Origin of the sequence: Microcoleus sp. (assembly GCF_041354475.1) — a bacterium.
Classification (GTDB): Bacteria; Cyanobacteriota; Cyanobacteriia; order Cyanobacteriales; family Microcoleaceae; genus Microcoleus.
In genome coordinates this window covers 35,670-60,128 of the sequence record NZ_JBGJZU010000026.1, presented here as the reverse complement: position 1 = coordinate 60,128, position 24,459 = coordinate 35,670, and the positions used below count along the sequence as shown (strand labels likewise).

Here is a 24,459-nt window from a genome sequence, read left to right as displayed (position 1 = left end):
AAGAAGGGGGGGACAGGAGTCTTGTCAAAGTCCCCCTTAAGAAGCTATGCTTTATAAACATCTTTCTTAACAATTGTGAAAACCTTATATAACAAGGTTTTCAAGGATTCTCTCTCCACAAGCATGGACAATTTAACAATCGTGTTTATTGAGAACAGCTTGAGTTTGTTGAGAACGGGCGATCGAGGAATGGGGGTTTGATAGCCTCCCTTGCGATCGATTCCAAATGTTAAGACAGTCATGCTAGCAATTTGTTTCAAAGTTCACGAGCAACTGGAGAAAAATTTATGTCCTTGATTGAAGAAGCATCTTCGTACTTTCTTAGCCTTGGCCTTGATGAAACAGGAGACTTCGATCCTACTATACAAGACTCAAGTGGATTAATAAGCTATATTGTGGCAACAAGCAACGAGCCTCCAAAAGAAGTCAATGACTTATATAATGAAATTGCGCCAGTCATGGAGGGCTTAACTAATGTAGTCACTGGTAGCGTCTTGAAGAGAGCGGGAACTGACGATAAAAAGAAACACGACCCAAAAATTTGGCAAGAGCCAATGAATCAAATGGCAAAAGCATTTTGCGGGCCGCTATCTATAGAAAGGCAAACGTATACCAAAGAAATCGTAGGCAGAAATATCGCGACTGAGTTCATCAATCTTTTGCTGGCGGCAACCGTAAGTCAGGGTCCTGCATTATTAGGCTTTGCTAACTTTTTGGAGATGCAAGGCGAGAGCATACGCTTAGAAGCAGGGCAAGACGGAGATGGTTATCAATACGCATCCGTCTCCATCGTACATGAGATTTTCCAAGCACCAGATAAACGGTGGATATATGTGCCAAAGTTTAAAAGCTATTTCACTCGATTTACGCGAGAAAATTATGTAGTGACTAGTAGTTGTAGATCGGTTACAAAGTTCAAGTTTAAATTTGAGCTTGAGATAATGACAGCAGGATTTATGGTCGAAAACTGGAAAAACTTTCCCAGTTTTAGAAAACAGGTAAGGGATTTCATTGAGAGATTCCAAAAAACACATATTGCAGACTCTGCAAACTATTTTGATGACATCTTCACGTCAACTAGGTAATATCAAAGAGGAATAAGACGATAATCTAGGTGAATTTATCATCAACCCAGCGCTGACTGGTAATGGTTTGACTTACCTCGTTGCCAATCCTAAAGAGGGCGATGTTTACGAAGTCGTTCTGAATATCTCATAGCTCAAACCCCCTTCTCGTAGCGATTGTCTTGTAGGAACATAACGCACCTTAACTATTAATCCAAGTTGCTAGTTACTCTTATGGGCGATCGCTTTCAGATTTTGTAGTATGCTAAGTTAACTTAAATTTATCCTCAAAGCTTTACTAGATAAGGTTTTGAGGTTATTTATATCCGCTTACACTATGGCAATTTGCTCGCTTTTTTGTCGGGAATAGGCGATGGTAAAACGCCTGCTGTATGTGATCGCTTTTTTGCGGAGAGAAGTGCGATCGTACTTAACCCCCAATCTGATTGCCAAACGATACCTAAAATTAACATCTTACTCCCCCCTTAATAAGCTATCCCTTATAAAGATCTTTTTTAACATTTGGAATCGATCGCAAGGGAGGCTATCAAACCCCCATTCCTCGATCGCCCGTTCTCAACAAACTCAAGCTGTTCTCAATAAACACGATTGTTAAATTGTCCATGCTTGTGGAGAGAGAATCCTTGAAAACCTTGTTATATAAGGTTTTCACAATTGTCAAGAAAGATGTTTATAAAGCATAGCTTAAGAAGGGGGACTTTGAGTGCTTCCTGTCCCCCCCTTGTTAAGGGGGGCTAGGGGGGATCGAGTTGCTCATTAGCAGACGGTATACTGATACTACTTTTGACGTTAAGTTGACACCAATGGCCTTTAAGCTGGGAAACGGTAAAATATAAATTATTGACAAAATTCGTTTGGCTTAAGCCCGTGAATACAACTGCCTCTTCTAGCACACCGACAAATACGATCGAACTTGAACCGAGTTATGCGATTCCCCTAGTCCTCGTGCTTGCCGCCGTACCGCTGCTGTTCGTGCAGAAGTGGGTGAGTTTGCCACTTTCGCTGTTCGGCTTGTTTTTGATGTATCAAGCCGCTACCATCCGTCTGCAATTCACCCCAACCAATTTGGACATTTATCGATCGCAAAACTTAATTCGCCAGTTTCCTTACCGAGAATGGCAAAATTGGCGGATATTTTGGCCCGCAGTGCCAATTTTGTTTTACTTCAAAGAAATTAACAGTATTCACTTTCTGCCGGTTCTGTTCGATCGTAAAATGCTACAGACTTGCTTAGAACAGCGTTGTCCCCGTCAAGAGTGAAAAGTGCAATCAGAAGAAAGGTACTCAAGATGTTAAGCAATTCTTAGTCAAAAAACCTGACATCTTGAAGCACATTTTTGCACAAGCAAAACGTCCACTCAAGGATGCTGCTGCTGTAAATTCAACTCGATGGGCGTTGTTCTCTCGACTGAAAGAAACGCTGTTGCCCGTTTTGACTGGTTCAGGTGGACTGACCAAGTTCAATCGTACTCGACTACAACTACCTAAAACTCATTGGCTTGATGCTGCTTGTGTCGGTCAAATTGAATCATTGTTTGTACTAACAAGTAAGCCATTGCTAATCAAGGCGACAGGACACGGAACTCGTCAAATGTGTCGCACAGACAAATTTGGCTTTCCATCTCGGTACGTTCCGAGAAACAAGTTTGTTAGAGGTTTTCAGACTGGTGACATTGCAAAAGCAGTCGTCACCAGTGGTAAAAAAATAGGTGAATATGTTGGTCGGGTTGCAGTTAGGACGACGGGCTCATTCAATATCTCGGCATCAGAATTGGTGCAAGGGATTAGCTATAAATATTGTAAAATCGTCCACAAAAAAGATGGTTACAGTTACGCATTTTAAGAATGACGGGGACTGAATTCCCTCGTCTCGTTTCCCTCTCAGGGCTGAAGCCACTGAGTTTCCCACTTACCGGACTTTTTTATGAATTCAGACGAATCTCCAACCCCAGAAACACCAGCACAACCAATCGCGCCAACCGTTGAGAGCGAGTCTAATTTGCCCGTGCATCAGGATTTGAACCAACTCCCATCGCCCACAGAGGATTTACCAAGCCTTGAGATGGAGAAACCAGAACCCCTCGGCCAAATTGGGCCAGAAACAGACATCCAGTTAAGCGCGACAGATTCCGAAATCGCCCAATTCGTTGACGCAGCAAGTGCCCTCGCCCCAATTGCGCCTCCTACCGAGTTATACCAGGGCCAGGAGGAGTCCCCCATCGCTCAAATCGAGTCGCAGAAAGACTCTACCCCAACCCTTGTGGGAGAAAGGGTCACAGATATCCCAGAAAATGTTACCGCAAACTTGGCAGAGCGAGTCCAAGCATTGCAACAACAAGCACAAGATTTGACCGAGAAAATTGCTACTCTCCAATCCGAAAAAGTCCAAGCCAAAGAAGCATTGGGTGAGGCTCAAGCATCGATCGGGCGTTTAGTGCAAGATGGCTTGATTCAATTAGAGCAGCGTAAACAAACGTTACAAATAGAAGTAGAAAAACTCGAACGTCGGCGCGATCGCATTCAAAAAGAAATGCGAACCACTTTCGCAGGCGTTTCCCAAGATTTAGCAATTCGAGTCCAGGGTTTCAAAGACTATCTAGTAGGTAGTTTGCAGGATTTAGCCGCCACCGCCGAACTCTTAGATTTGACACCGCCGGTGCCGGAAAGAACACAGCAATTTACGGTGGAAGAATCTTCCTCCTCAGCGCCTATCAATCCCAGATTTTCCGAACAGGGATTTCAAGAACAAGCCAAGCAAATTCGTCGCACTCTCGATCAATATCGCACTCTCCCGGACTATTATGGCCCGCCTTGGCAACTCCGCCGCACCTTTGAACCCATCCACGCCGAACGAGTTTCTAACTGGTTTTTTACCCAAGGAGGAAGGGGTGCTTTGCGGACCATGGGTTCGCGCTTGCAAAATATCCTGATTACTTCGACAATTATTTCTGTGCTCACCAGCGTCTATGGTAGTCGGGTGCGGACTTTGGTACTGGCCAACAGTCCAGAACGTTTGGGAGAATGGCGCCGGGGTTTGCAAGATTGTTTGGGGATTACTCGCAGCGATTTTGGCCCGGAACGTGGGATTATTATGTTCGAGTCTGCGGAGGCTTTGGCTCAAAAAGCCGATCGCTTGGTGAAAGATGGCAAATTACCGTTAATTGTGATTGATGAAACTGAGGATTTAATTAGTTTGTCAATGCTGCAATTTCCGCTGTGGCTAGCTTTTGCTCCCGATCCGCAAAGTTTGATAGCTGCTAAGGATTTTTGAGATAAAGCCCGGTTTTGACACCACCAATTCTCGCAATTCCGGGCGAATAGAATTCGCGGCTATACAAACAAAGTTCGCCTCCGCGGACTGAATCAATTCAGGGGTGAATTCACCAGAATTGGTTCTTCTTCCTTCTTCCTGAAGCGTTCCCTGAGCGTAGTCGAAGGGCCTTCTTCCTTCTTCCTTCTTCCTTCTGTACAACAAATCTAAAATCAAAACATGGCTAGCTGGATAATTTTAAATGGCGCATTGCTAATTGCAGCTTACCTTCTGGGTTCGATTCCGACTGGGTACGCCTTGGGTAAATGGATGCTGGGAATTGATATTCGAGAGGTTGGTTCTGGTTCCACTGGTGCGACTAATGTGCTGAGGACTTTGGGGAAGTGGCCGGGGTTGGCGGTGTTGCTGGTTGATGTGTTGAAGGGGGTAAGTGCGATCGCCCTTGTTCGCTACATTTATGCTCTCAAGTTTACCCAGCAGTTAGCAACCACCGCAGGTTTAGAAAATACTGAAACAGTCATCCCTTGGATGGCAACTTTAGCAGGTTTATGTGCTGTTTTAGGTCACAGCAAATCTATCTGGCTGGGCTTTACAGGTGGCAAATCTGTCGCTACAAGTTTGGGAGTTTTACTGGGTTTATATTGGCCAGTAGGTTTAGGAACTTTCGGGATTTTTGCGATCGTATTTGCAGTGTCACGAATTGTCTCTTTGAGTTCAATTATGGGTGCAATTAGCGTTGCTGGATTGATGTTTGTTTTAAATCAGCCGCTAGCTTATGTATTGTTTGGAATTGCGGGTGGCGTATTTGTAATTGTGCGGCACCGCAGCAATATTCAGCGGCTATTGAACGGGACAGAACCGAGGATTGGGGAGAAATTGGAAACAGCAGCTAGCGATTGATATCAATTCCAGTTGCACCGACATGATTTTTTACTGTTGACTACTGAATCAGAATCAAACGATCTTAGAGCATTGGAGACTTTACCATGACTCAAGCGATATCCAAGTTAATGATTTTTGATGAATTTCTGGAATGTAAACCAGAAAACGGACGCTATGAATTACATAACGGAGTTATTGTTGAAATGCCAAATCCAACTGGTAAACATTCAGCGATCGCAGGTTTTCAGTCCTTTGAGTTTGGTTTAGAAATTAGGCGCTTACAACTTCCTTACTTTATTCCGAAGGAATGTACAATTAAATTTAGCGACAACTCTGGTTACGATCCAGATGTGATTGTATTAGATAAACAAGCCGTAGCAGCCAATGAGTATCGATGGGAAAGAGAATCAGTTATTACTCAGGTAAATTCGATTAAATTAGTTGTTGAAGTAGTCAGCACCAATTGGCGCGATGATTATGCACACAAAATGATTGATTATGAAGCATTAGGAATTCCTGAATATTGGATTGTAGATTATTTGGGTTTAGGGGGTAGCCGTTATATTGGTGTTCCGAAACAGCCGACTTTATCGGTTTATCAGTTAGTTGATGGTGAGTATCAAATTAAGCTGTTTCGGGGAGATGAAAGGGTTGAATCAGCGGTGTTCTCTGAGTTGAATTTGACCGCCAAGCAAATTTTTAATTGTGGATAATTAGCTCAAGCTAATTAAAGGTTTGCAGGATGGATTGCAACATGAGATGACAATGCACGCTGTAGATATTTACAATAAAAATAATCTGGTTGTAAAATGCGATCGACCTATTAGATTCCTGACAACTTCGGCGAAGTCGGGGCACTGGGTATCGCGCTTAACAAAATCCCCAAAATTTTTCCAATATCTCTCAGGTAATATTCGATCGCATCAATAGACACAATCTGTCCCTCTAACTTCAAAAATCTCCATACAGTACCCGATGTCACAGCTCCATAAATAATCGGAATCTGATTTCCCTCTTCCTCATTAAATAATTGAGCGGCTAACATCTCGGCTGCACACTGCCCGAAACCAGCCTTAATATCTTCTTTTTTAGCTAGTCAGACGGGAATCCCCACACTATATCGCTTCGATTAGTGTGGGATGAAAGGCGCGTGAGACGAGGATTCCACCTGTTCACAATCTCAAAGCTACGCTTTGAGCAGTGGGCAGGTGGATGACGAGACGAACAAATGTGCAACAATTATGCTAAGATACTCCTATCTGATATCGCAGAATAATAATCTAGGTTTCAGTCAAAAGGTTTTTTCATGTGACAAGTGGGGCTGGACGTGTTCCTCACTATAAAATGCTGTGGAGGGAAACAATTGGAGTACCTCGAAGGAAGCTCTTGATATCCTTTGCCGGACTCTTGATAAGCCCACATCATACCGCTTCGGTTGATGTTGGGAGTACGTCACGATTTCGCTAGATTCTACTTCTGATATATGGGCAAATAAATCTTGATTTTCCTGGAGAGTTAAGTCGAATTGCTTGACAAGTTCCTTTAGCTTGAATTCGCTGTAAGCCATTTTAAATTCTCTGTGGTTATTTTCCCAATTCTTGAGAACGCAAACAAGCTGCTTTCACTGCTTCGATCAGCGCCGATCGAAAGCCATTACTTTCGAGTTTAGCAATTCCGGCGATCGTTGTGCCACCGGGACTTGTGACTCTATCTTTCAATTCTGCTGGGTGCATTCCTGTTTCTTGTAATAGTTTCGCCGTACCGAATACTGTTTGTAGGGCTAATTGGGAGGCGATCGCCCGTGGCAGACCAGCACACACACCGCCATCTGTCAAGGCTTCGATCAAAATCGCCACATAACCTGGCCCTGAACCCGAAAGTCCTGTAACCGCATCCAGCATATTTTCAGGGACTTCCACCACTTCTCCCACCGCCATAAAAATCCGCTTTACTAATTCTAAATCCGCCGGTTGCACAAGTTTTCCAGGGGCGATCGCGCTCATGCCCGCCCCCACCGTCGCCGGAGTATTGGGCATCACCCGCAGCACTCCCCGCCCTGGGAATGCGGGTTCGAGCTTGCTCAATGGTACTCCCGCCAAAATCGACACTACTAACGCTTCTGACTTAGTATTAGCAGTCTCTCCATTATTTCCCTGTTTGCGATCGTCCGCCACAGCCAATTCCAAAGCAACAGTCTCAAAAACTTGTGGTTTAATCGCCAAAAACAGCACTTCTGTAGCAGCAGCCACCTCTAGATTGCTAGCTGTTGTGCCAATCCCGTATTTCTGAGTCAAAAACTGGCGGCGTTGGAGTTGTGGTTCGCTCACCAATATTTCCGAGGGCAAATAAACTTTTTGTGCAATTAAGCGGGATAAGAGAGCTTCTCCCATGACTCCACCGCCGATCGTACCAAATTTTATCATAATTATTTGTTATTTGTTATTTGTTATTTGTTATTTGTTATTTGTTATTTGTTTTAGATTTTTACTACTGATTGGTTGTTAGATCAATTCTGGTTGTATCGGAATGATTAAACCACAGAGAACACAGAGGACACAGAGAAAGAGAAGAGAGAAATCATAATTCCGATGTCAACGGATTTGATATTACTCATGTTATTGGTCTCCCGCCTTGATGCCGGAGTCAGTAGTTATTAGTTAATAACTACTAACTACTGACTACTAACTACTGACTACTGACTGATGACTACTGAGCCATTTGAGCTTGTTCTGCTGGCCAGACTGTCGGTGCCGGAGCCGCAGTGCGGGGCCGTCCTTGAGCTGGAGGTACTTCGTGAACTACACCAGATTGAGTTCTTACCTGAACGCAGCTAGGTGTAAACAAGAAAATACTTTCGCCAATGCGTTCTTGATGACCGTCAAGGGCGTAAGTACCACCAGCTACAAAGTCTACAGCTCTTTGTGCTTGGTCTGGGTCCATAATCGTCAGATTCAAGACCACAGATTTCCGTTCCTTAAGCGCTCGAATTGCGGCCGGCATCTCTTCAAAAGTGCGCGGCTCCATAACTACCACTTCCGAAACTCCGTTCATAGCTCCAGGCATTCCAATCACGTTATTCATTACTGACCCTACTCCCCCGGTTGGTGTAACAACATCTGTATTTGTCGGTCCTACTACTGCTCTCTCCCGCATTCTGCGATTTTGGCGACGTTCTTCTTCAGCCGCCACTGCTGCTGCGGGATTCGGTTCAGGAGGTTGATAGGCGTTCTGATAGCGCGCCTCCTCCAATTCATCGTACTCGCCATCGTACTCTTCTTCGTTGTTAAAGCCCACAAAATCTTTTAACTTGGAAAAAATGCTCATGATTTATTCTCCATAACGACTTTGCAGCCCCCACTATACTCGCCTTGCGCGTAAGTCACGGGTTGCTGACTAATTGATATTTAACCGATACTTTTTTGCTAACATTTGAAGTTAAGACCAGAGCTGATATCTTTGATGATTTCTGCCTCTGGATCTGGCTGCTACATGAATTCTACCAATCTGGCGAGTTGATTTCGCTGTTTTGGTGAACTAAGTCGGCATTAGCAGACAAGGCTAACTCCAATGGCACGGCGCTGGTAGGAATGTACATCGTAGAGCCTTTGCTTAGCCTCGTTGTTGATGCTTTTAATTTTCCCGACCTTGGCGTATCTTCTTAGTGTTTGAGGATGCAAGCCCAGAAATTCGACCGATGATTCTGAGTGGTACCTATGCCATGAGTCGAATGTTAGCATATATGCGATGTCATCCTCTCCTAGAACCAAATAAGGTTTGTCCTAGCCGTATCATAGTAGCACCGGCTTGAATAGCCAAGTGATAATCTCCTGACATTCCCATCGAGAGTTGCTCCATCTGAATATGGGGCAAATTTTGCTGCTGGATTTGGTCAGCAAGTTGGCGGGTAGTGTTAAAAAATTCTAGGATTTGTGAGTCATCTAATCCGAGGGGAGGTATTGTCATCAAACCTTTAATTTTGAGGTGCTGACATCTGTTGAGTTCGGGAAGGTCTGCCAGTAGTTCGGGGATAGTCCAGCCGTATTTGTCTGGATCGGGCAAAATTTTAACTTGCAAGCAAACTTGGGGAGAGCAGGATAGTTCCCCGGCTAGTCGATCGAGTCTAGTCGCAAGTTTTAAGTTGTCGAGAGAGTGAATCCACTGGAATTGCTCTAAAGCTTTGGCAGCTTTGTTTGCCTGCAAGTGGCCGATCAAGTGCCAATTGATACCGGGCAAATCTTGGAGTTGACTTTGTTTTTCGGCGGTTTCTTGAACCTTACTCTCCCCAAAGTCCCGAATTCCGGCATCGTAGGCTTCCCGAATCGCATCAGTAGATACTTGTTTGGTAACGGCAATTAACCTTACTGAGTCAGGCAATTGTTGGCGAATGGTAGCAATCCGAGAGGCAATAGTCATAAAAAAAACCGATCGGCAATTACCAATTTTTTATTGAAAAGTTCGCTTGTGAACGATCTGCAATTGGTCGTACTCCTTATATTGACCGCTGCGGCGGAGAGTGCGGAGGCGAATTTCGACCATTAGGCGAGCATCGGAACGACTGATGGGTTCAAATCTCAAACCGCCAGGGCCGTTTGTTACTAAAAAAAACAGGCGTTGGGCGTATAGAGTCGTAAATAATTCTTGGCTGTCTTCAACCTGAGACACCCTGAATAGAAGGCCAAAATTGGGATGATTAAGGTAGGTTTCGGTAGTCATTAAAAGCTCACAATCGGACAATTTTAGATTTTAGATTTTAGATTTTAGATTTGAGTTTCGCTCTCAGGTGGGACGGAGGTGGTTGAATGCGGGCTGCAAAGGGCGATCGCGGTAGCCGTACATTAGTCTCCGTAGTGGCTGAGGCTCAATTGCGACTGGCAATTTCCCCAAGTAGAGGCTAGTGCTGAGTCTGTTCCGTGCAGTCCCACCTTTGGGGCTCCACTGTCCGATCGTTCAACTTCGACATCTTTATCTTTATAGCGTAGTCCCCGCCATCCCGTGCCTAGGCAGGGCGGTTTCATTCTCCAAAAAACGAGGGCTTTGTAGGGGTAGTGCCCCCGTGCCTACCCCTTTGTAGGGGTAGTGCCCCCGTGCCTACCCCTTTGTAGGGGTAGTGCCCCCGTGCCATTGGTGTCAACTTAAGGTCAAAGGTAGCCACAGACTGCTGTTTGACTATTAAATCTAGATCCCCCCTAGCCCCCCTTAAGAAGGGGGGGATAAGAGTCCGATCAAAGTCCCCCTTCCCCCATCCCCCCTTGGGGGGGGCAGGGGGGGGTGGGGATTTAGGGGGATCTAGACTTGGCTATGAACGAGAGATACCAAGGCTTTCAGGCTTAAGTTGACACCAATGGCCCCCGTGCCTACCCCTTTGTAGGGGTAGTGCCCCCGTGCCTACCCCCCCACAGACCATTTTCAGTCATTTCAGGCATTGGGGCAACCACGGGGGGATTGCCCCTACAAAGAATGAAACAGCCCTGCGTGCCTAGGGCCTTGACAACGGCTTCTTTTGCTGGCCCGCGCTCTGCTAGTTGGTTCTACGAAACTCGATTCATTTTACCTTTAATGCTGCTATGTTGAGAATTTAGTTGCGCACAATCTTTTTGTGCGGCGGGCGTGTAAATTTTTTCCACAAAGCGATCGCCCAATCCCTCGCTTTGTGGCTTGAATGCGTCGAACGTCTAGTATATATATCCCTAGATAGATGTTCAATTTCAACTGTCCCAGCCCCAAACTAAGCGGGCACTCCAGAGAACTATTAAGCAGGCGATCGCGATCCAGTCTCGGATTTTTAAGTGCAACTGGTGCCATGCTACGCGATGTCGATCGGGACTGGTGAAGCCACGAACTTGCATGGCGCTAGCAATTTGTTCTGCTCGCAAAAGCAAGTTTTCTAACAATCGTTCGGCGATCATCAACCATACTTGAGCAGCGCGTCTCAATCCTAGTTTTTTCCAGTTTATAGCTCTGGTTCGGACCGATCGCACTAAATTTTGAATTTCTTCCAATACTAGGGGAATGAAGCGCAAAGATAAAGTTAAGGTTAAAGCTATTTCTGTCACCGGCCAGTTCAAGCGGCGCAGGGGCTGCATTAAGTTTTCGATCGCAGTGGTAATTTCTTCGCTGGCTGTGGTAAGGAGATAGAGGTTGGTGCTGTAAATTACTGTAAAAAATAAGGTACTAACGTTGATAGCTAAATCTAGGGATTTGCGAGTGATCTTGATCGGGCCTTGCTTGAGTAAAACGTAATTATAATTTGTGGGTTGAGGGAGAGATTTTTGGGTTGGGGATTTGGGCTTTTGGGTTGTAGATTTTGAGTCTAAATTAAAGGGTTCGTACCAGGGTTTTGGTTTAGTGGGTTCGGGGAGGGTTTTCGGCTGCTGGGAAAAGGCTAATTCGTCGGCGGGGAGACGGGGCTGGTGTTCCGATGGGAGTGCATCAGGGGCGATCGTACTCAGGCCAAATACTAACAAGCAGAATAGCAACAACATTCCCATTTGCTGTTTCCACACGCGGAGGGGAATTGCTGCACTTAGTGTCAGGATGATTAACATTCCCACTAGCATCAATCGCCAGATTGGATTGGCGAGTATGGGCGCAATCAGGAATGTCATCAACCAGGCTAGTTTGACTCGCGGGTCGAGGCGGTGGAGCCAAGTTATGGGTTGTTCGAGGTATAGTCCAATGGGAAGCGATCTCAATAAATCCATCTTGTGTTTGTTAGATGTTAGATTTTTTAATTAATTTCAATTTATTTATTTTTTGGTGATTGAATGTTGATTAATTTATTTTTTGTGCAGCATCCCGATTTTGCCTAGGCGAAGCATGACCGCAGATATTTTATTAGTGAGTACCACAGATTTACTGCGGTCATGCTTCGCCCCTACGAATATATTTGCCAAAGTGAGATGCACCCATTTTTTTTAACTTTTGTTCTTTAATAAAAGCTTTGAATTTTAGATGAAGTCTTTGGCTGTAAATCGTAATTAATTATATCATCAAACAGCTTTTTTTTCAATCTAAAATTCAAAATCAACACTATCAAGAATTACTTGACCCGGAGTGCTCTGTTTGTGCTGCTTTGTTCTGATTCACGAACTTTTTTGCCTCTCCAAAGTAACCGCATTGGTGTGCCTGTAAAGCCTAGGTGTTTGCGAAATTGGCTTTCCATGTAGCGGCGATAGTTTTCGGTGAAGCGTTTGGTGTCGTTGACAAATAGGGCGATGGTTGGTGGTTGCGATCGCACTTGAGTGCCGTAATAGATTTTGCCTTGTTTTCCTTGGCGTGTCACGGGGGCGGAGTGCCAGCTTGTGGCTTCTTCTATGACTTCATTAATCACGGCGGTGGTGACGCGGCGTTTGTGTTCGCTGGATGCTTTATCTACTAATTCAATGGTTTTTTCTACTCGCTGTCCTGTCATGGCGCTGACAAAAATCATTTCTGCCCAATCCAGGAAATAAAGTCGAGCTCTGACTTCTTTTTCGTACTCGTAGATGGTATCGGATTCTTTGTCTTCTACGGCATCCCATTTGTTGACGACGATGATGCAGGCTCTACCTTCTTGGCTGATGCGATCGGCTAATTTTTGGTCTTGATCCGTAACACCATCAATGGCATCTATTACTAGCAGCACGACATCCGCGCGACGGATGGCTTTGAAGGCGCGGTTGATCCCGAAGAATTCTGCACCGTATTCGACATTTTTCTTTTTGCGAATGCCGGCCGTGTCGATTAAACGGTAGGTGTTATCGCCACGCTTGACGATGGTGTCGATCGCATCGCGAGTTGTCCCGGAAATTGGGCTGACTATGGCGCGGTTTTCTCCCAGAAATGCGTTTAACAAACTGGATTTGCCGACGTTTGGCCTGCCAATAATTGCTACTTTAGTTTCTTCTACTTCCGGTAATACTTCTGTGGGAAGATAAGTAATTAATTGGTCGAGCAATTCGCCGGTACCGTTGCCGTGGATGCCGGAAATTGGGTAAGGTTCTCCTAGCCCTAATTGCCAAAAATCTGCTGCTTGGGTGAGTCCGGTAGTTTCCGATTCGCATTTGTTGACGGCTAGAATGACGGGGACTTTTTGCAGTCTCAGCCAAGAGGCGATGGCTTCGTCGCCCCCAGTCAGTCCCACTTTTCCGTCAACTACGAAAATTGCTGCACTGGCTTCTGCGAGGGCGGCCATGGCTTGTTCGCGAATCATGGGCAGAAATTCGGTTTCGTCGTCGAATACTAGCCCGCCGGTGTCTACTACTTGATATTCGCGATCGCCCCAGTATGCTGGTCTGTAAGTGCGATCGCGCGTAATTCCCGGTTCGTCGTGGACGATGGCGTCTTGGCTGTTGGCTAGGCGATTGACAATGGTCGATTTGCCGACATTGGGGCGTCCAATAATAGCAACTATAGGTAGAGGCATAAAGGTAGCAGCAATCAGGCTGCTTTGTAATTTTGATGTTTGACCTTTTATTATAGGCTGAATGTGACTGATATGGACAGACTTATTTCTGTATTGGGGTTAGTGGTTTTTGTTGGGCTGTCCTATGCCTTTTCAGTCGATCGGCGTGCAGTTAAGTGGCCGCCGATACTGTGGGGAATTGCTTTACAGCTAATTTTCGCTATTTTGATTCTCAAAACTGCTCCGGGTTTGGCGCTATTTAAATTTTTGGGAGATTTAGTCACCCAGTTTCTCAATTTTTCTGATGCCGGGGCTAAGTTTGTCTTCGGTGACAATTTTGCCGAACATTTTATCGCTTTTAAAGTTCTCCCAACAATTATCTTTTTCTCTTCGTTTATTAGTCTACTTTATCATTACGGAATTTTGCAGCGAGTGGTGCAGGTGGTGGCTTGGGGGATGATGAAAACCATGAAAACTTCCGGTGCAGAAACCCTTTCTTGTGCTGCGAATATCTTTATCGGACAAACGGAAGCTCCTCTGTTAATTAAACCCTATTTGGCGACCATGACTCTCTCGGAACTTCATGCTGTAATGACTGGTGGTTTTGCGACGATTGCGGGGGGAGTAATGGCGGCTTATATTTCTTTTGGAGTGGCTGCGGAACATTTAATTGCCGCTTCGGTAATGTCCGCACCAGCGGCTTTGGCTATTTCTAAATTGCTGTACCCGGAAACGGAAAAATCCCTGACTGCTGGGGTGGTTGAGGTGAAGGTGGAACAGGTTTATGCAAATGCGGTGGATGCGGCGGCTTCTGGTGCTAGTGATGGGTTGAAATTGGCGGCTAATGTGGCGGCGATGCTGATTGGTTTTTTGGGTTTGTTGGCTTTTTTTAATGCCGTTTTGGGTTGGTTTGGAGGGTTGATTAGTTTGCCTCAATTATCGCTGGAATGGATTTTTTCTTATTTAATGGCTCCCGTTGCTTGGCTGATGGGGGTGCCTTGGGCGGATTGTGGCAAGGTGGGGATGATTTTGGGTAAAAAGACGATTTTAAATGAGTTTATTGCTTATTTGGATTTGATGGATTTGGTGAAACAAAAGGCGATTTCGGAACGATCGCAAATTATTACAATTTATGCTTTGTGCGGTTTTTCTAATATTGGGTCGATTGGGATTCAGATTGGGGGGATTGGGGCGATGGTTCCTCAGCGAAAGGGCGATTTGGCTCAGTTGGCTGTCAGGGCGATGATTGCTGGTTCTGTGGCTTGTTTCATGACTGCTTGTATTGCGGGAATGCTGCTGTAAGGGCCATAGGTTGAGCATTTTCTTGGTTGCTCATGGGTTTCTGTGCTCATGGGCACAAATTTTTCCTTTTCCTTCCAGGTCCTCACCACCTAAAAGATTGGTATATTAAATAAAAATTAAATAATCCAAAACTTTCTTTAATTTATGGTATTTACTTAAGAGTTTTAGAGGCTAGACATCAAATTGTAGCGATCGGCTATGATGGTAAATAGTCAGAATTTTTATCTGTAACACCAATTTTTTATGAGGCCCCGTAGAATCCGATCCCCCCTAATAAAGAGGGCGGGCACGGGGGCACCGCCCCTACTAAGGGGGGGGACAAGATTCCGATCGACAGTCCCCCTTATTAAGGGGGATTTAGGGGGATCGAAATATATGCAACGACCCATTAAATTGGTATAACACTATAGGTCAAGGGAAAGCTAAATTTTCCTCAAAGCTCAACAACACAGTAGGTGGTGTACTATGGCTGTTCTGCAACTAGATGATGGTACGATATACAGGGAAATTGGGGCGATCGCGAACAAACTAGCTGGTTTAAACATTCAGATAGACCGTCTGGCGATCGACAAAACTCCTGCGATTCAAGAACTGCTAGTCCAAGACCTGCTCAATGTAACAGAAAAACAGCAGATACTCGCAGCATTGAAAAGCGAATTTGAAATGTTCAAATTCACAGGTGGATGTCAGTGGTGTGACTTAAAAGTGCTGCACCCTGGTTCGCCACAGATTTACGGGCTGATGACTCAAAGCTATCGTACTCATACCCACGCCGATGCAGAAGTCATTCATGTTTTGGCCGGCGAATGTGTGTTTGGGTTTGTATATCCTAACGGTTCTGAGGTGCAATTATTGTTGGAATCACAGGAATATATTCAAGTTCCTCCCAACACCGAACATTGGTTTTATCTCACGGCGTCGCTGTACTTGAAAGCGGTGCAGTATTACACCACGGCTCAAGGGTGGGTGCCTCAATATACGAAAAGGCAATTGAAAATCAAGAACTGAATGTACGAAAAAATTGACCATACAGTTCCTGGTAGGGGCGGGTTTTACGAATAATATAGGTAAAAAAAAAACCATATCAATCAACCCGCCCCCGCCTCTCTCCCTCTGTGTCCTCTGTGTCCTCTGTGGTTAAATCATTCTGATACAACCGGAATTGATATTACGAATAATATAGGTAAAAAAAAACCAGCTTAATCAACCCGCCCCCGCTAAATGAATGTACGAAAAACTGAACCATACAGTTCCAGGTAGGGGCGGGTTTTACGAATAATATAGGTAAAAAACAAACAAACTTAATCAACCCGCCCCCGCCCCACGAAAAAATCAACCATAAAATTCCTGGTAGGGGCGGGTTTTACGAATAATATAGGTAAAAAACAAACAAACTTAATCAACCCGCCCCCGCCCCACGAAAAACTGAACCATACAGTTCCAGGTAGGGGCGGGTTTTACAAATAATATAGGTAAAAAACAAACAAACTTAATCAACCCGCCCCCACTCAATGTATATCTTTCAAAAGATGCGATTAATTGGGATGATCGATCGGGTGGGGTTCGGCGGTTTGATGTCGATGGTGTGTGGGTAGGGCAGATTCGGCGTAAAACCCGCCCCCACATTAGATCCTAGGTGGAGACATGATGTATCCATCAAAAAAACTTAACATTGCTGGAACAAGATTGCTAGATTTGGTGTCAAGACGGGCTATAATCGTTTTGCGTTTTGAAGACCTTAGTTAATTCCTGCCTCGGTTGCCACCACTCCTATGTCAACGACAGTCAACACAGAATCCACAGCCGTTAATTTTAACCAACAGGGAGAAACCTATTTATCCCAAGGGAAATTGGAAGAAGCCATCGCCTCCTGCGAGCAAGCTTTGAAGATTCACCCCAATTTTGCACCGGCTTACAAGACTTTGGGCAACGCGCTACAGGCTCAAGGCCGCATCGAAGAGGCACGACACTGGTACGCCAAGGCGATTGAAATTGAACCGAATTTTGCCGAGGTTTACGCCAATTTGGGTAGCATTTGTGCTCAGCAACAAAAGTGGCAGGAGGCGATCGCATTTTATCAAAAGGCCCTCGCGATTAAGCCGAATTTCGCAGGAGTATACCGGAATTTAGCAAAAGTATTTGGGGAAGTTGGTAAGCCGGCGGAAGCTCAGGAATGCTGGTATCGGGCATTTTCTTTGGAACCAGAAAAGGCGAAACCGTCGGAACATTTGAGCATGGGCGATGCTTTTTTTCGCCAGGAAAAGTTGCCGGAGGCGATCGCCTGTTACGATCGGGCAATTAAGTTGGACCCGAATTTGGCGACGGCTTACCAAAGTTTGGGTGAGGCGCTGAAAAAACAAGGCAAGTTGGAGGAAGCGACTGTATATTATCGTAGGGCGATCGAGTTGAACGCTGCTCATGCGAGAAATGGTAGCGAGGGAGAGCAGACTTTGGCTGGGGCAAATGGGACAAATGGTGCTGTTAAGTCGCCACAAGTTCAGCCACAAATACCGCCACAAGTTCAACAACCACAGGTTCCACAACAAATACCTGAACAAATATTGCGAAAACTACCGAAAGAAATATTGCAACAAATACCTGAGCAAATTAAACAACAAATTAAACAACAGGTTCAGCCACCTGTGAATGGGGGAATTAGTACCGAAGACCCAGAGGCATATAAAATACTGGCTGAGGGCTATTTTGCTCAGGGGAAATTGGAACAGGCAATTTCGGCTTGCAAAAAAGCGCTACAAATTAAGCCGGATGCGCCTCTATATAAAATGTTGGGTAATGCCTTGCAAGCTGGTGGCAAAATAGATGATGCTAAAACTTGCTATGTTAAGGCAATAGAAATTAATCCGAATTTTGCGGAAGCTTATGCTAATTATGGTAGCATTTGTGCCCAGCAGGAACAGTGGCAACAAGCGGTTTCGGCCTACGAAAAGGCGATCGCCCTGAAGCCAGATTTTGCCGGTGCTTTCCGCAATTTTGCCAAGCTGTTGACGCAGTTAGGGAAGTCGGAGGAGGCGGCCGAGTGTTCGTATCGAGCTTTTGCGATCGATCCTAAGTCTGGCACCGCTGAGGATTTGGAAAATTTAGCCAAAACTTTGATCGAGCAAGGTAAGGTAAATCAAGGAATAGATTGTTACCGGCGCGCTGTTGAGTTGAACCCAAATGCTGGTGCTGCTTATCACGAATTGGGGGAAATTCTCAAGGGTCAAGAACAGTGGGAAGCGGCGGTAGATGCTTACAGCAATGCTATTAGAAGTAATCCCGGACTTTCTTGGTCTCACAACAATTTAGCTGAGTGTTTGGTGAAGTTGGAACGGTGGGATGAGTCTGTTGATGCTTACCGGAAGGCGATCGAATTAAATCCTGATTTTAGCTGGTCTCATAACAATTTAGCGGATGTGTTGCTGAAGTTGGAACGGTGGGATGAGGCGGTAGAAGCATACAGGAAAGCAACGGAGTTAAATCCTGATTTTAGTTGGTCTCACAATTATTTGGCCGATGCGCTGATTAAATTGGAACGTTGGGATGAGGCGATTGCTGCTTACCGAAGGTCGATCGAATTTAATCCTGACCATTTTTGGGCGCACAACAATTTAGCCGAAGCTTTGGTGAAATTGGAACGCTGGGATGAGGCTGTGGCTGCGTATCAGCGGGCTAATGAACTGAATCCGAGTTTTTTCTGGTCCCACAGCAAGTTGGGTGATGTGCTGTTGGAAATGGAACGGTGGGAGGATGCGATCGCAGTTTATCGTCGCGCGGCGGAGTTGAATCGCGATTTTGCGTGGACTTATTACAACATGGGGACGGCTTTTGAGAAGTTGGAACGGTGGGATGAGTCGATCGTTGCTTATCGCTGTGCTGCGGAAATTCAGCCGGATTTGCCGTGGATTTCGCAGAAGTTGGCTGATGCTTTGAGGATGCGATCGCAGTGGGATTTGCAGGATGCGATGGGTTTGTATCGAAGGGCGATCGCAGAGAATCCTGATGATGTGCAACTTTATCATAAGGCTTTGGAGATTGCGCCGAATGATGCGGGGCTGTATGTGGAGTTGGCGAATGCTTTGGTGCGGCAGAATTGGGTTGATGGGGCGATCGTCTTTTATCAGATGGCGTTGCAGGTTAACCCCGAATGCGGTGAAGCACAATTGCAGTTGGGGATGCTTTTCGCGCAAAAGAATGATACCGATCGGGCGATAAACTGTTACCGCCGCGCTATTGAGGTTCAACCAAATCAGTATAAACCTTACCAATTGTTAGGGGATGCTTTGAGTGCAAAAGGTCAGCGTGAGGAAGCAATGAACTGTTACCGTCGCGCGATCGAGTTAAAACCTGATGACCCTTATATCCAGAACAATTTAGCGGATATGCTCAGGCATCAAGGAGATTTGGAGGGGGCGATCGCTTGTTACCGCCGCGCCATTGAATTAAAACCTGATTTCTCTTGGTTCCACTATAATTTAGGCGAAGTTTTGACTAAGAAAGGGCAAATTGATGAAGCGAGTTCTTGTTACCGTCACGCCTTAGAGTTGGAACCCAAGATTTTCTAATTTTATGTGCAATTGAGCCTGTATTTTATAAGTTTGTGCAGGCTCAAACCTCCCAGTTACCACTAGAAGCAATCAAATCAATTGATAGAGAGTAGAGGAATTACCATGAACCCTGAAGAAGCTCAGTCCTTAGAAGCAGCCATTCAAAAGACTTTATCCACTCATGCTAAAAGCGATAAAAGTTATCTATGGATGGCATATCAAGTAATCTTTGAACGCGAAGCCGATCCAGAGGGAATAGCTATGTTTTTAAACCAGCTAAAAGAAGGATGGACTAGACCTACTTTAATTGCAAAGATGATTGAGTCTAATGAATTTCAACACCGCTTACCAGCAGGCACGCAGAGCTTTGCAAGTACAGAAAGTCAAGTATTAATCGAACTGGAAAATTTTAAAATCTATGCCATGACTAATGACACTGCCGTTGGTCAAACAATTATTAGTACCAGAAGCTATGAACCTCATGTGACTGATGCTATTGTTAAACACTTAAAATCCGGCGATGTTTTTCTCGATCTGGGAGCTAACATAGGCTATTTCACTCTCCTAGCAGCAAGCATTGTTAAAAATGAGGGGAAAGTAATATCTTTTGAACCCAACCAATACAATAGACAACTGCTATATGCAAGTATCGTTGAAAATCAGTTTAAGAATATTACAGTTTATCCCTTTGCAGTTTCAGATTCTCAACAAATTTTCAGATTAATGACATCAGGATCTAATGGTTGGGTAGTCGAGTTATCAGAGGAATCTGTAAATTATCAATTAGTGCAATCAGTGGTACTGGATGAATTGCTGCAATCAGAAAAAGAAATTAATGTAATTAAAATGGATATAGAAGGGCATGAACCTATTGCGCTGCGCGGCATGGAGAGGATAATCAATAAACACCGACCTATTATTTTTACTGAGTTTCATCCCTATGCTGTCGGTGAAGGGTATTTAAAACAACTGACACAGTATAATTATCGCTTGTTTATCATTGAAGAAGTCGGAAAAATTACGGAAGCTCCTGACACGACATTTGTGATGGATTTCTGGCAAAGACTAGCCGAAAAGGTTAATTTTGACAGAATACATCTTGACCTGATGGCTTTGCCTTCGTAACCATAAATTAGAGATATTCAAGCAAGTAGCGATCGCAAACTAGCCTGTATTTTCCAGGTTGATGCTTAAAAAAGTCCATTAAAATACACTCATACCTATCAAAAGAACCATCATGAACCCCGAAGCAGCAAAGCATCTGGAAGCAGCCATTCAAAAAACTTTATCTACTCATGTCAAAAGCGACAAAAGCTATCTATGGATGGCTTATTGGGTCATATTTGAACGGGAAGCCGATCCAGATGGGTTAAAAGTGTGGTTAGACCAGATCGAAAGTGGTGTGAGTCGAAGTACCGCAATACAAAGAATGATGCAGTCAATTGAATTTCAGGAGCGTCATCCTTCTGGTACGCAGTTCCTTCCCGGTACGGCAGGGAGAGTATTAGTTGAGTTGCCTGAGTTTAAAATTTATGCAATGACTAATGATTCGGCTGTAGGACAAACAATTATTACTACCAAAAATTATGAACCTCATGTTACAGATGCTATTGTCAAACATTTAAAACCAGGCGATGTTTTTCTCGATATCGGAGCTAACATCGGTTATTTTACTCTGCTAGCAGCCAGCATTGTTCAAGATGGCGGCAAAGTCATATCCTTTGAACCAAATCCACAGAATTTACAACTACTCTATTCAAGTATAGTTGAAAACCCTTTTGATAATATTACAATCTATCCGTTTGCAGCTTCAAATTTTAGGCAGATTCTCACCTTGGCAACAGGTGGCTCAAACGGTACTGTTTCTGATGCTTCCTTATTTCAGGGAGAAAATTGTTACTTTGTACCCTCAATGGTAGTTGATGAATTGCTTCAAAATGAACAAGAAATTAACGTAATTAAAATGGATATCGAAGGACATGAACCTTCTGCAATTCGTGGTATGGATCTGCTTATTAGGAAACATAAGCCAATTATTTTTACAGAATTTCATCCTTGGTGCATTCGTTTTTATAATAAAACTGAACCCCAAGAATATTTGGAACAACTCACACAATATGGTTATCGGTTATTTATTATTGAAAGAGTAGAAGAAGGAGGAAAAATTACGGAAGCTCCTGACACTAAATTCGTAATAAATTTCTGGGAAGAATTCGCAGAAAAAGTGAATTTTGACAGAATACACCTTGACCTAATGGCTCTGCCTTTGTAACTACGTTGTCAATTTTCTACATTTACTTGCTCAATAAGTTATATAGCCTTTATCAAAAAGGTGAGGTACGATTTTTGACCTATAAAGCTTGATAATACAGGGTTTCAGCGTACCTCATTTATCTGAGAACCGCTATACTGAAAACATTTTTTGCTGATGTAGATATGGCAAAATACTCACGCAATGTGAGTATTTTGCCGTTAAAGCTTTGAGCGATCTAGTTCCACCTGAGCTTGCAAGGCTGCTTGCTTCCAAGCTTGAGCCTGGGATTCAAAACAGCTTTTTTCTTCTATTGTCCTTGTAATATATTCAAGGCGACTTTTTATTTTTTTTCCCACCGCCTGCGGACTCAATAAAGACCTAATCTCGGAGGCTGCTCTCGCTCCTACTTGTTTTGCTTGCGAATAATTCTGAAACACATACTGCATTAAGGAACCAGCATGATCGATATCTGGTTCCGCCCAGATACTTCCTTTTGGATAAAGCCCATAATCTTCAGTTGTTTTCACCAGTTCATACTTCACTGGAAAACTATTGCCAACATTCATAAATTCGATATTAGACGAGTAGGCCGTGGCGATAGTCGGTTTGCCGTAGTACATCGCTTCCGCCATCGTCAAACCAAACCCTTCAGCCCGATGTAGCGACACATAGCAGTTACAATTGTCAACTAAGGCGTGGAGTTCTTCTTTCTTTAAATCCCCTTCTATAAACTGAATAGATGGCCAATCCTCTGCTTGGGCTTTTAGTTGTGCTTGCAGATGGAGAAACAGTGGATGGGGTCGATACTTAACGATCAGTAACACATCATCATTAGACTTCCCAAAAGCTCGTTTAAATGCCTCAATAGTAGCCAAGGGATTTTTTCGTTCAAAGCCGCTCCCAATGTCAAACATAAACAGAAAAATAAACTTGTCTTCGGGTAATCCCAAAACTTCTCTGCCCAATGAATTTGGCGGGATAGAAATGCTAGGTGGTAGCTTAAGAACAGGAATAGGCGATACTTCTGCTATGGCTTCAGCCGTGTAATTACTGTAAGTCCAAACCTCATCAAATATATCAAAGGCAAACCGCCCAAAATCAGGAAACTTTGGCAATTCCCATGCCCAGAATCCAATGTTATACCGATTTTTAAAATATGCAGGATTAATTAAATCCAGTAATGATTTGTGAGGGTTTGTATGGATGAGGTTGATGGGATATGGGTTATCTTCAGAGAAATTTGTGTAACTAGAATCTAAGTTTCGCTGCGTATCTTCCCTCAGATCCTTGATTGCGAAGGGGATGTCTGCTGCTTCTATGGCTCGGAGAGTACCCCTGACGCCACCTCCGAGTCCAAATTCCCCTGTCACATGACCGACAACATTGATTCCAAAAGAATAATTTAGTCCTTCACTTATCATAGCCAGTTTTAATCTACCTCTAACATTTTTACTATTCTGGAAACCGGATCAATTCTACTACTTAATCGAACCTAGCCTTTGACACCGCTCTAGTTCCGTTTGAATTTGCAGTGCTGTTTGCCTCCATACTTGGACTTGGGATTGATATAAACCTGTTTCTGTTTGAATCTTACGGAGGCGACTCGATCGTGTAGGATGATTTATCCTGCTCATAATGTCTTCCAGACGAATTTTAATTTTGCTACCAACAGTTTGTGGACTCAGCAAAGACCTAATTTCACTGGCTGCTCTAGCTCCTACTTGCTCTGCTTCCTGATAGTTGTCAAAGACATACTGCATTAAGGATGCCGCATGATCTAAATCGGGTTCAGCCCAGACATTTCCTTTAAAATAGGGCCCATCGTCTTCAATAATTGTCACCATATCGTATTTCACCAAAAAACTATTACCGACATTCATAAATTCCATATTAGCCGAGTGAGCAGTGGCAATTACTGGTTTGCCATAAAACATCGCTTCCGCCATCGTCAGGCCAAACCCTTCCGCGCGATGCAATGAAACATAGCAGTTACAATTGTCAATTAAGGCATGAAGCTCTTCTTTATGCAAATGCTCTTCTATAAATTGAATTGACGACCAACCCTCTGTGTGCGACAAAATTTGCTCTTGCAGTTCAGGATGAAACTTCCCATTAGAAGACTTGATCAGGAGTAAGACATCCTTGTTTGATTTCCCAAAAGCTCGTTTAAATGCTTCGATTGTGCCTAGAGGATTTTTACGACTCAGCCGACTATGATAGTCGAATAAAAACAGAAAAATAAACTTGTCTTTCGGCAAGCCTAAAGCTTCTCTACCCAAGGAAGTATCGGGAAGATAAATGCTGTGTGGAACCTTGACCACGGGAATAGGCGATACCGCAGAAATGGCTTCAGCAGAGTAATTGCTGGGAGTCCATATTTCATCAAATGAATAAAAAGCATATAGCCAACCAGGGGGAAACAATGGCAATTCCCAAGCCCAATAACCAATATTGTATCGCCCTTGAAAATAATCTGAACCTAAACTTTCCATTACTCCGCCTATAGGTGGCGTATGAACGAGGTTGATAGCATAGGGTTGCTCGTCAGAGAAATTAGTGTAGGTAGAATCGAGATTTCTGTGCCAATCTACTTTAATATCCCTGATGGTAAAGGGAATGCCTACGGCTTCGAGTCCTCTCAGAGTGCCTCTCATGCCTTCTCCAATGCCAAATTCGCCACTAGCGTGACCTGCAACATTGATGCCAAAATTAGAATTTTGTGTTTTCTGCAACATAGC

General features: G+C 44.2%; 22 protein-coding genes and 1 pseudogene. 11 read left to right on the top strand and 12 right to left on the bottom strand.

Annotation, left to right across the window (positions count from 1 at the left end; translation table 11 throughout):
- Positions 1 to 44 precede the first annotated feature (44 nt).
- Complete coding sequence (locus ACBR23_RS12365; RefSeq protein WP_371119240.1) at positions 45 to 242, bottom strand: hypothetical protein; 198 nt, start codon at positions 240 to 242, stop codon at positions 45 to 47.
- 45 nt (positions 243 to 287) lie between these two features.
- Here ACBR23_RS12365 and ACBR23_RS12360 point away from each other — a divergent pair, with 45 nt between their 5' ends.
- The 6 genes and pseudogenes from ACBR23_RS12360 to ACBR23_RS12335 all read left to right on the top strand — a co-directional run bounded on the left by ACBR23_RS12360 (position 288) and on the right by ACBR23_RS12335 (position 5,951).
- A complete protein-coding gene (locus ACBR23_RS12360; RefSeq protein ID WP_371119241.1) occupies positions 288 to 1,085 on the top strand; it encodes a hypothetical protein in 798 nt (265 codons plus the stop codon).
- An 867-nt stretch (positions 1,086 to 1,952) separates the two neighbouring features.
- Positions 1,953 to 2,345: a DUF3119 family protein gene (locus tag ACBR23_RS12355; RefSeq protein WP_340523503.1), complete on the top strand. Its 393-nt coding sequence runs from the start codon at positions 1,953 to 1,955 to the stop codon at positions 2,343 to 2,345.
- Positions 2,346 to 2,349: 4 nt separating this feature from the next.
- Positions 2,350 to 2,928, top strand: a pseudogene (locus tag ACBR23_RS12350) (HNH endonuclease); the annotation flags it as partial.
- 81 nt (positions 2,929 to 3,009) lie between these two features.
- Entirely contained in the window at positions 3,010 to 4,356 is a 1,347-nt protein-coding gene (locus ACBR23_RS12345; protein ID WP_371119242.1) for a DUF3086 domain-containing protein, read from the top strand.
- A 219-nt stretch (positions 4,357 to 4,575) separates the two neighbouring features.
- Positions 4,576 to 5,256, top strand: a complete 681-nt coding sequence (gene plsY, locus ACBR23_RS12340) for a glycerol-3-phosphate 1-O-acyltransferase PlsY (RefSeq protein WP_371115385.1) — start codon at positions 4,576 to 4,578, stop codon at positions 5,254 to 5,256.
- Between the two features lie 86 nt (positions 5,257 to 5,342).
- Positions 5,343 to 5,951 carry a Uma2 family endonuclease gene (locus ACBR23_RS12335; protein ID WP_341739722.1) on the top strand — a complete coding sequence of 203 codons (609 nt, stop codon included), beginning with the start codon at positions 5,343 to 5,345 and terminating at the stop codon, positions 5,949 to 5,951.
- A gap of 110 nt (positions 5,952 to 6,061) precedes the next feature.
- On the opposite strand, the gene ACBR23_RS12330 is transcribed toward ACBR23_RS12335, so the two are convergent.
- The 9 genes from ACBR23_RS12330 to der form a co-directional block, all read right to left on the bottom strand.
- Complete coding sequence (locus ACBR23_RS12330) at positions 6,062 to 6,283, bottom strand: hypothetical protein (protein WP_371115386.1); 222 nt, start codon at positions 6,281 to 6,283, stop codon at positions 6,062 to 6,064.
- Between the two features lie 246 nt (positions 6,284 to 6,529).
- Positions 6,530 to 6,805, bottom strand: coding sequence for a hypothetical protein (locus ACBR23_RS12325; RefSeq protein WP_371119243.1), 276 nt, complete (start codon positions 6,803 to 6,805; stop codon positions 6,530 to 6,532).
- A gap of 16 nt (positions 6,806 to 6,821) precedes the next feature.
- The gene (proC, locus tag ACBR23_RS12320) at positions 6,822 to 7,667 is read right to left on the bottom strand and encodes a pyrroline-5-carboxylate reductase (RefSeq protein ID WP_340522163.1); all 846 of its coding nucleotides are present in this window, start codon (positions 7,665 to 7,667) and stop codon (positions 6,822 to 6,824) included.
- 277 nt (positions 7,668 to 7,944) lie between these two features.
- On the bottom strand, positions 7,945 to 8,562 hold the full coding sequence (locus ACBR23_RS12315; protein WP_371119244.1) for a cell division protein SepF: 618 nt from the start codon (positions 8,560 to 8,562) through the stop codon (positions 7,945 to 7,947).
- 221 nt (positions 8,563 to 8,783) lie between these two features.
- Positions 8,784 to 8,975 (bottom strand): MerR family DNA-binding transcriptional regulator, encoded by a 192-nt coding sequence (locus ACBR23_RS12310; RefSeq protein WP_371115387.1) that lies wholly within the window; start codon positions 8,973 to 8,975, stop codon positions 8,784 to 8,786.
- 10 nt (positions 8,976 to 8,985) lie between these two features.
- Positions 8,986 to 9,651 (bottom strand): YggS family pyridoxal phosphate-dependent enzyme, encoded by a 666-nt coding sequence (locus ACBR23_RS12305; RefSeq protein ID WP_371119245.1) that lies wholly within the window; start codon positions 9,649 to 9,651, stop codon positions 8,986 to 8,988.
- Positions 9,652 to 9,681: 30 nt separating this feature from the next.
- The gene (pipX, locus tag ACBR23_RS12300) at positions 9,682 to 9,951 is read right to left on the bottom strand and encodes a transcriptional coactivator PipX (protein WP_340522155.1); all 270 of its coding nucleotides are present in this window, start codon (positions 9,949 to 9,951) and stop codon (positions 9,682 to 9,684) included.
- A 992-nt stretch (positions 9,952 to 10,943) separates the two neighbouring features.
- Complete coding sequence (locus ACBR23_RS12295; RefSeq protein WP_371115389.1) at positions 10,944 to 11,939, bottom strand: energy-coupling factor transporter transmembrane protein EcfT; 996 nt, start codon at positions 11,937 to 11,939, stop codon at positions 10,944 to 10,946.
- Positions 11,940 to 12,277: 338 nt separating this feature from the next.
- Positions 12,278 to 13,642, bottom strand: coding sequence for a ribosome biogenesis GTPase Der (gene der / locus ACBR23_RS12290; protein WP_341733844.1), 1,365 nt, complete (start codon positions 13,640 to 13,642; stop codon positions 12,278 to 12,280).
- Positions 13,643 to 13,714: 72 nt separating this feature from the next.
- Between der and ACBR23_RS12285 the strand changes: the two genes are divergently transcribed.
- From ACBR23_RS12285 to ACBR23_RS12265, 5 genes are all read left to right on the top strand, one after another.
- Positions 13,715 to 14,923 (top strand): NupC/NupG family nucleoside CNT transporter, encoded by a 1,209-nt coding sequence (locus ACBR23_RS12285; protein ID WP_371115390.1) that lies wholly within the window; start codon positions 13,715 to 13,717, stop codon positions 14,921 to 14,923.
- A 465-nt stretch (positions 14,924 to 15,388) separates the two neighbouring features.
- On the top strand, positions 15,389 to 15,931 hold the full coding sequence (locus ACBR23_RS12280) for an acireductone dioxygenase (RefSeq protein WP_371115391.1): 543 nt from the start codon (positions 15,389 to 15,391) through the stop codon (positions 15,929 to 15,931).
- A 764-nt stretch (positions 15,932 to 16,695) separates the two neighbouring features.
- Complete coding sequence (locus ACBR23_RS12275; protein ID WP_371115392.1) at positions 16,696 to 19,485, top strand: tetratricopeptide repeat protein; 2,790 nt, start codon at positions 16,696 to 16,698, stop codon at positions 19,483 to 19,485.
- Between the two features lie 105 nt (positions 19,486 to 19,590).
- Positions 19,591 to 20,592, top strand: coding sequence for an FkbM family methyltransferase (locus tag ACBR23_RS12270; protein ID WP_371115393.1), 1,002 nt, complete (start codon positions 19,591 to 19,593; stop codon positions 20,590 to 20,592).
- A gap of 112 nt (positions 20,593 to 20,704) precedes the next feature.
- Positions 20,705 to 21,739 carry an FkbM family methyltransferase gene (locus ACBR23_RS12265; protein ID WP_371115394.1) on the top strand — a complete coding sequence of 345 codons (1,035 nt, stop codon included), beginning with the start codon at positions 20,705 to 20,707 and terminating at the stop codon, positions 21,737 to 21,739.
- A gap of 200 nt (positions 21,740 to 21,939) precedes the next feature.
- Here the strand turns inward: ACBR23_RS12265 and ACBR23_RS12260 are convergent, their stop codons facing one another.
- Both ACBR23_RS12260 and ACBR23_RS12255 read right to left on the bottom strand, forming a co-directional pair.
- Complete coding sequence (locus ACBR23_RS12260) at positions 21,940 to 23,142, bottom strand: glycosyltransferase family 4 protein (RefSeq protein WP_371119246.1); 1,203 nt, start codon at positions 23,140 to 23,142, stop codon at positions 21,940 to 21,942.
- Positions 23,143 to 23,199: 57 nt separating this feature from the next.
- The gene (locus tag ACBR23_RS12255; RefSeq protein ID WP_371119247.1) at positions 23,200 to 24,456 is read right to left on the bottom strand and encodes a glycosyltransferase; all 1,257 of its coding nucleotides are present in this window, start codon (positions 24,454 to 24,456) and stop codon (positions 23,200 to 23,202) included.
- Positions 24,457 to 24,459: the final 3 nt, after the last annotated feature.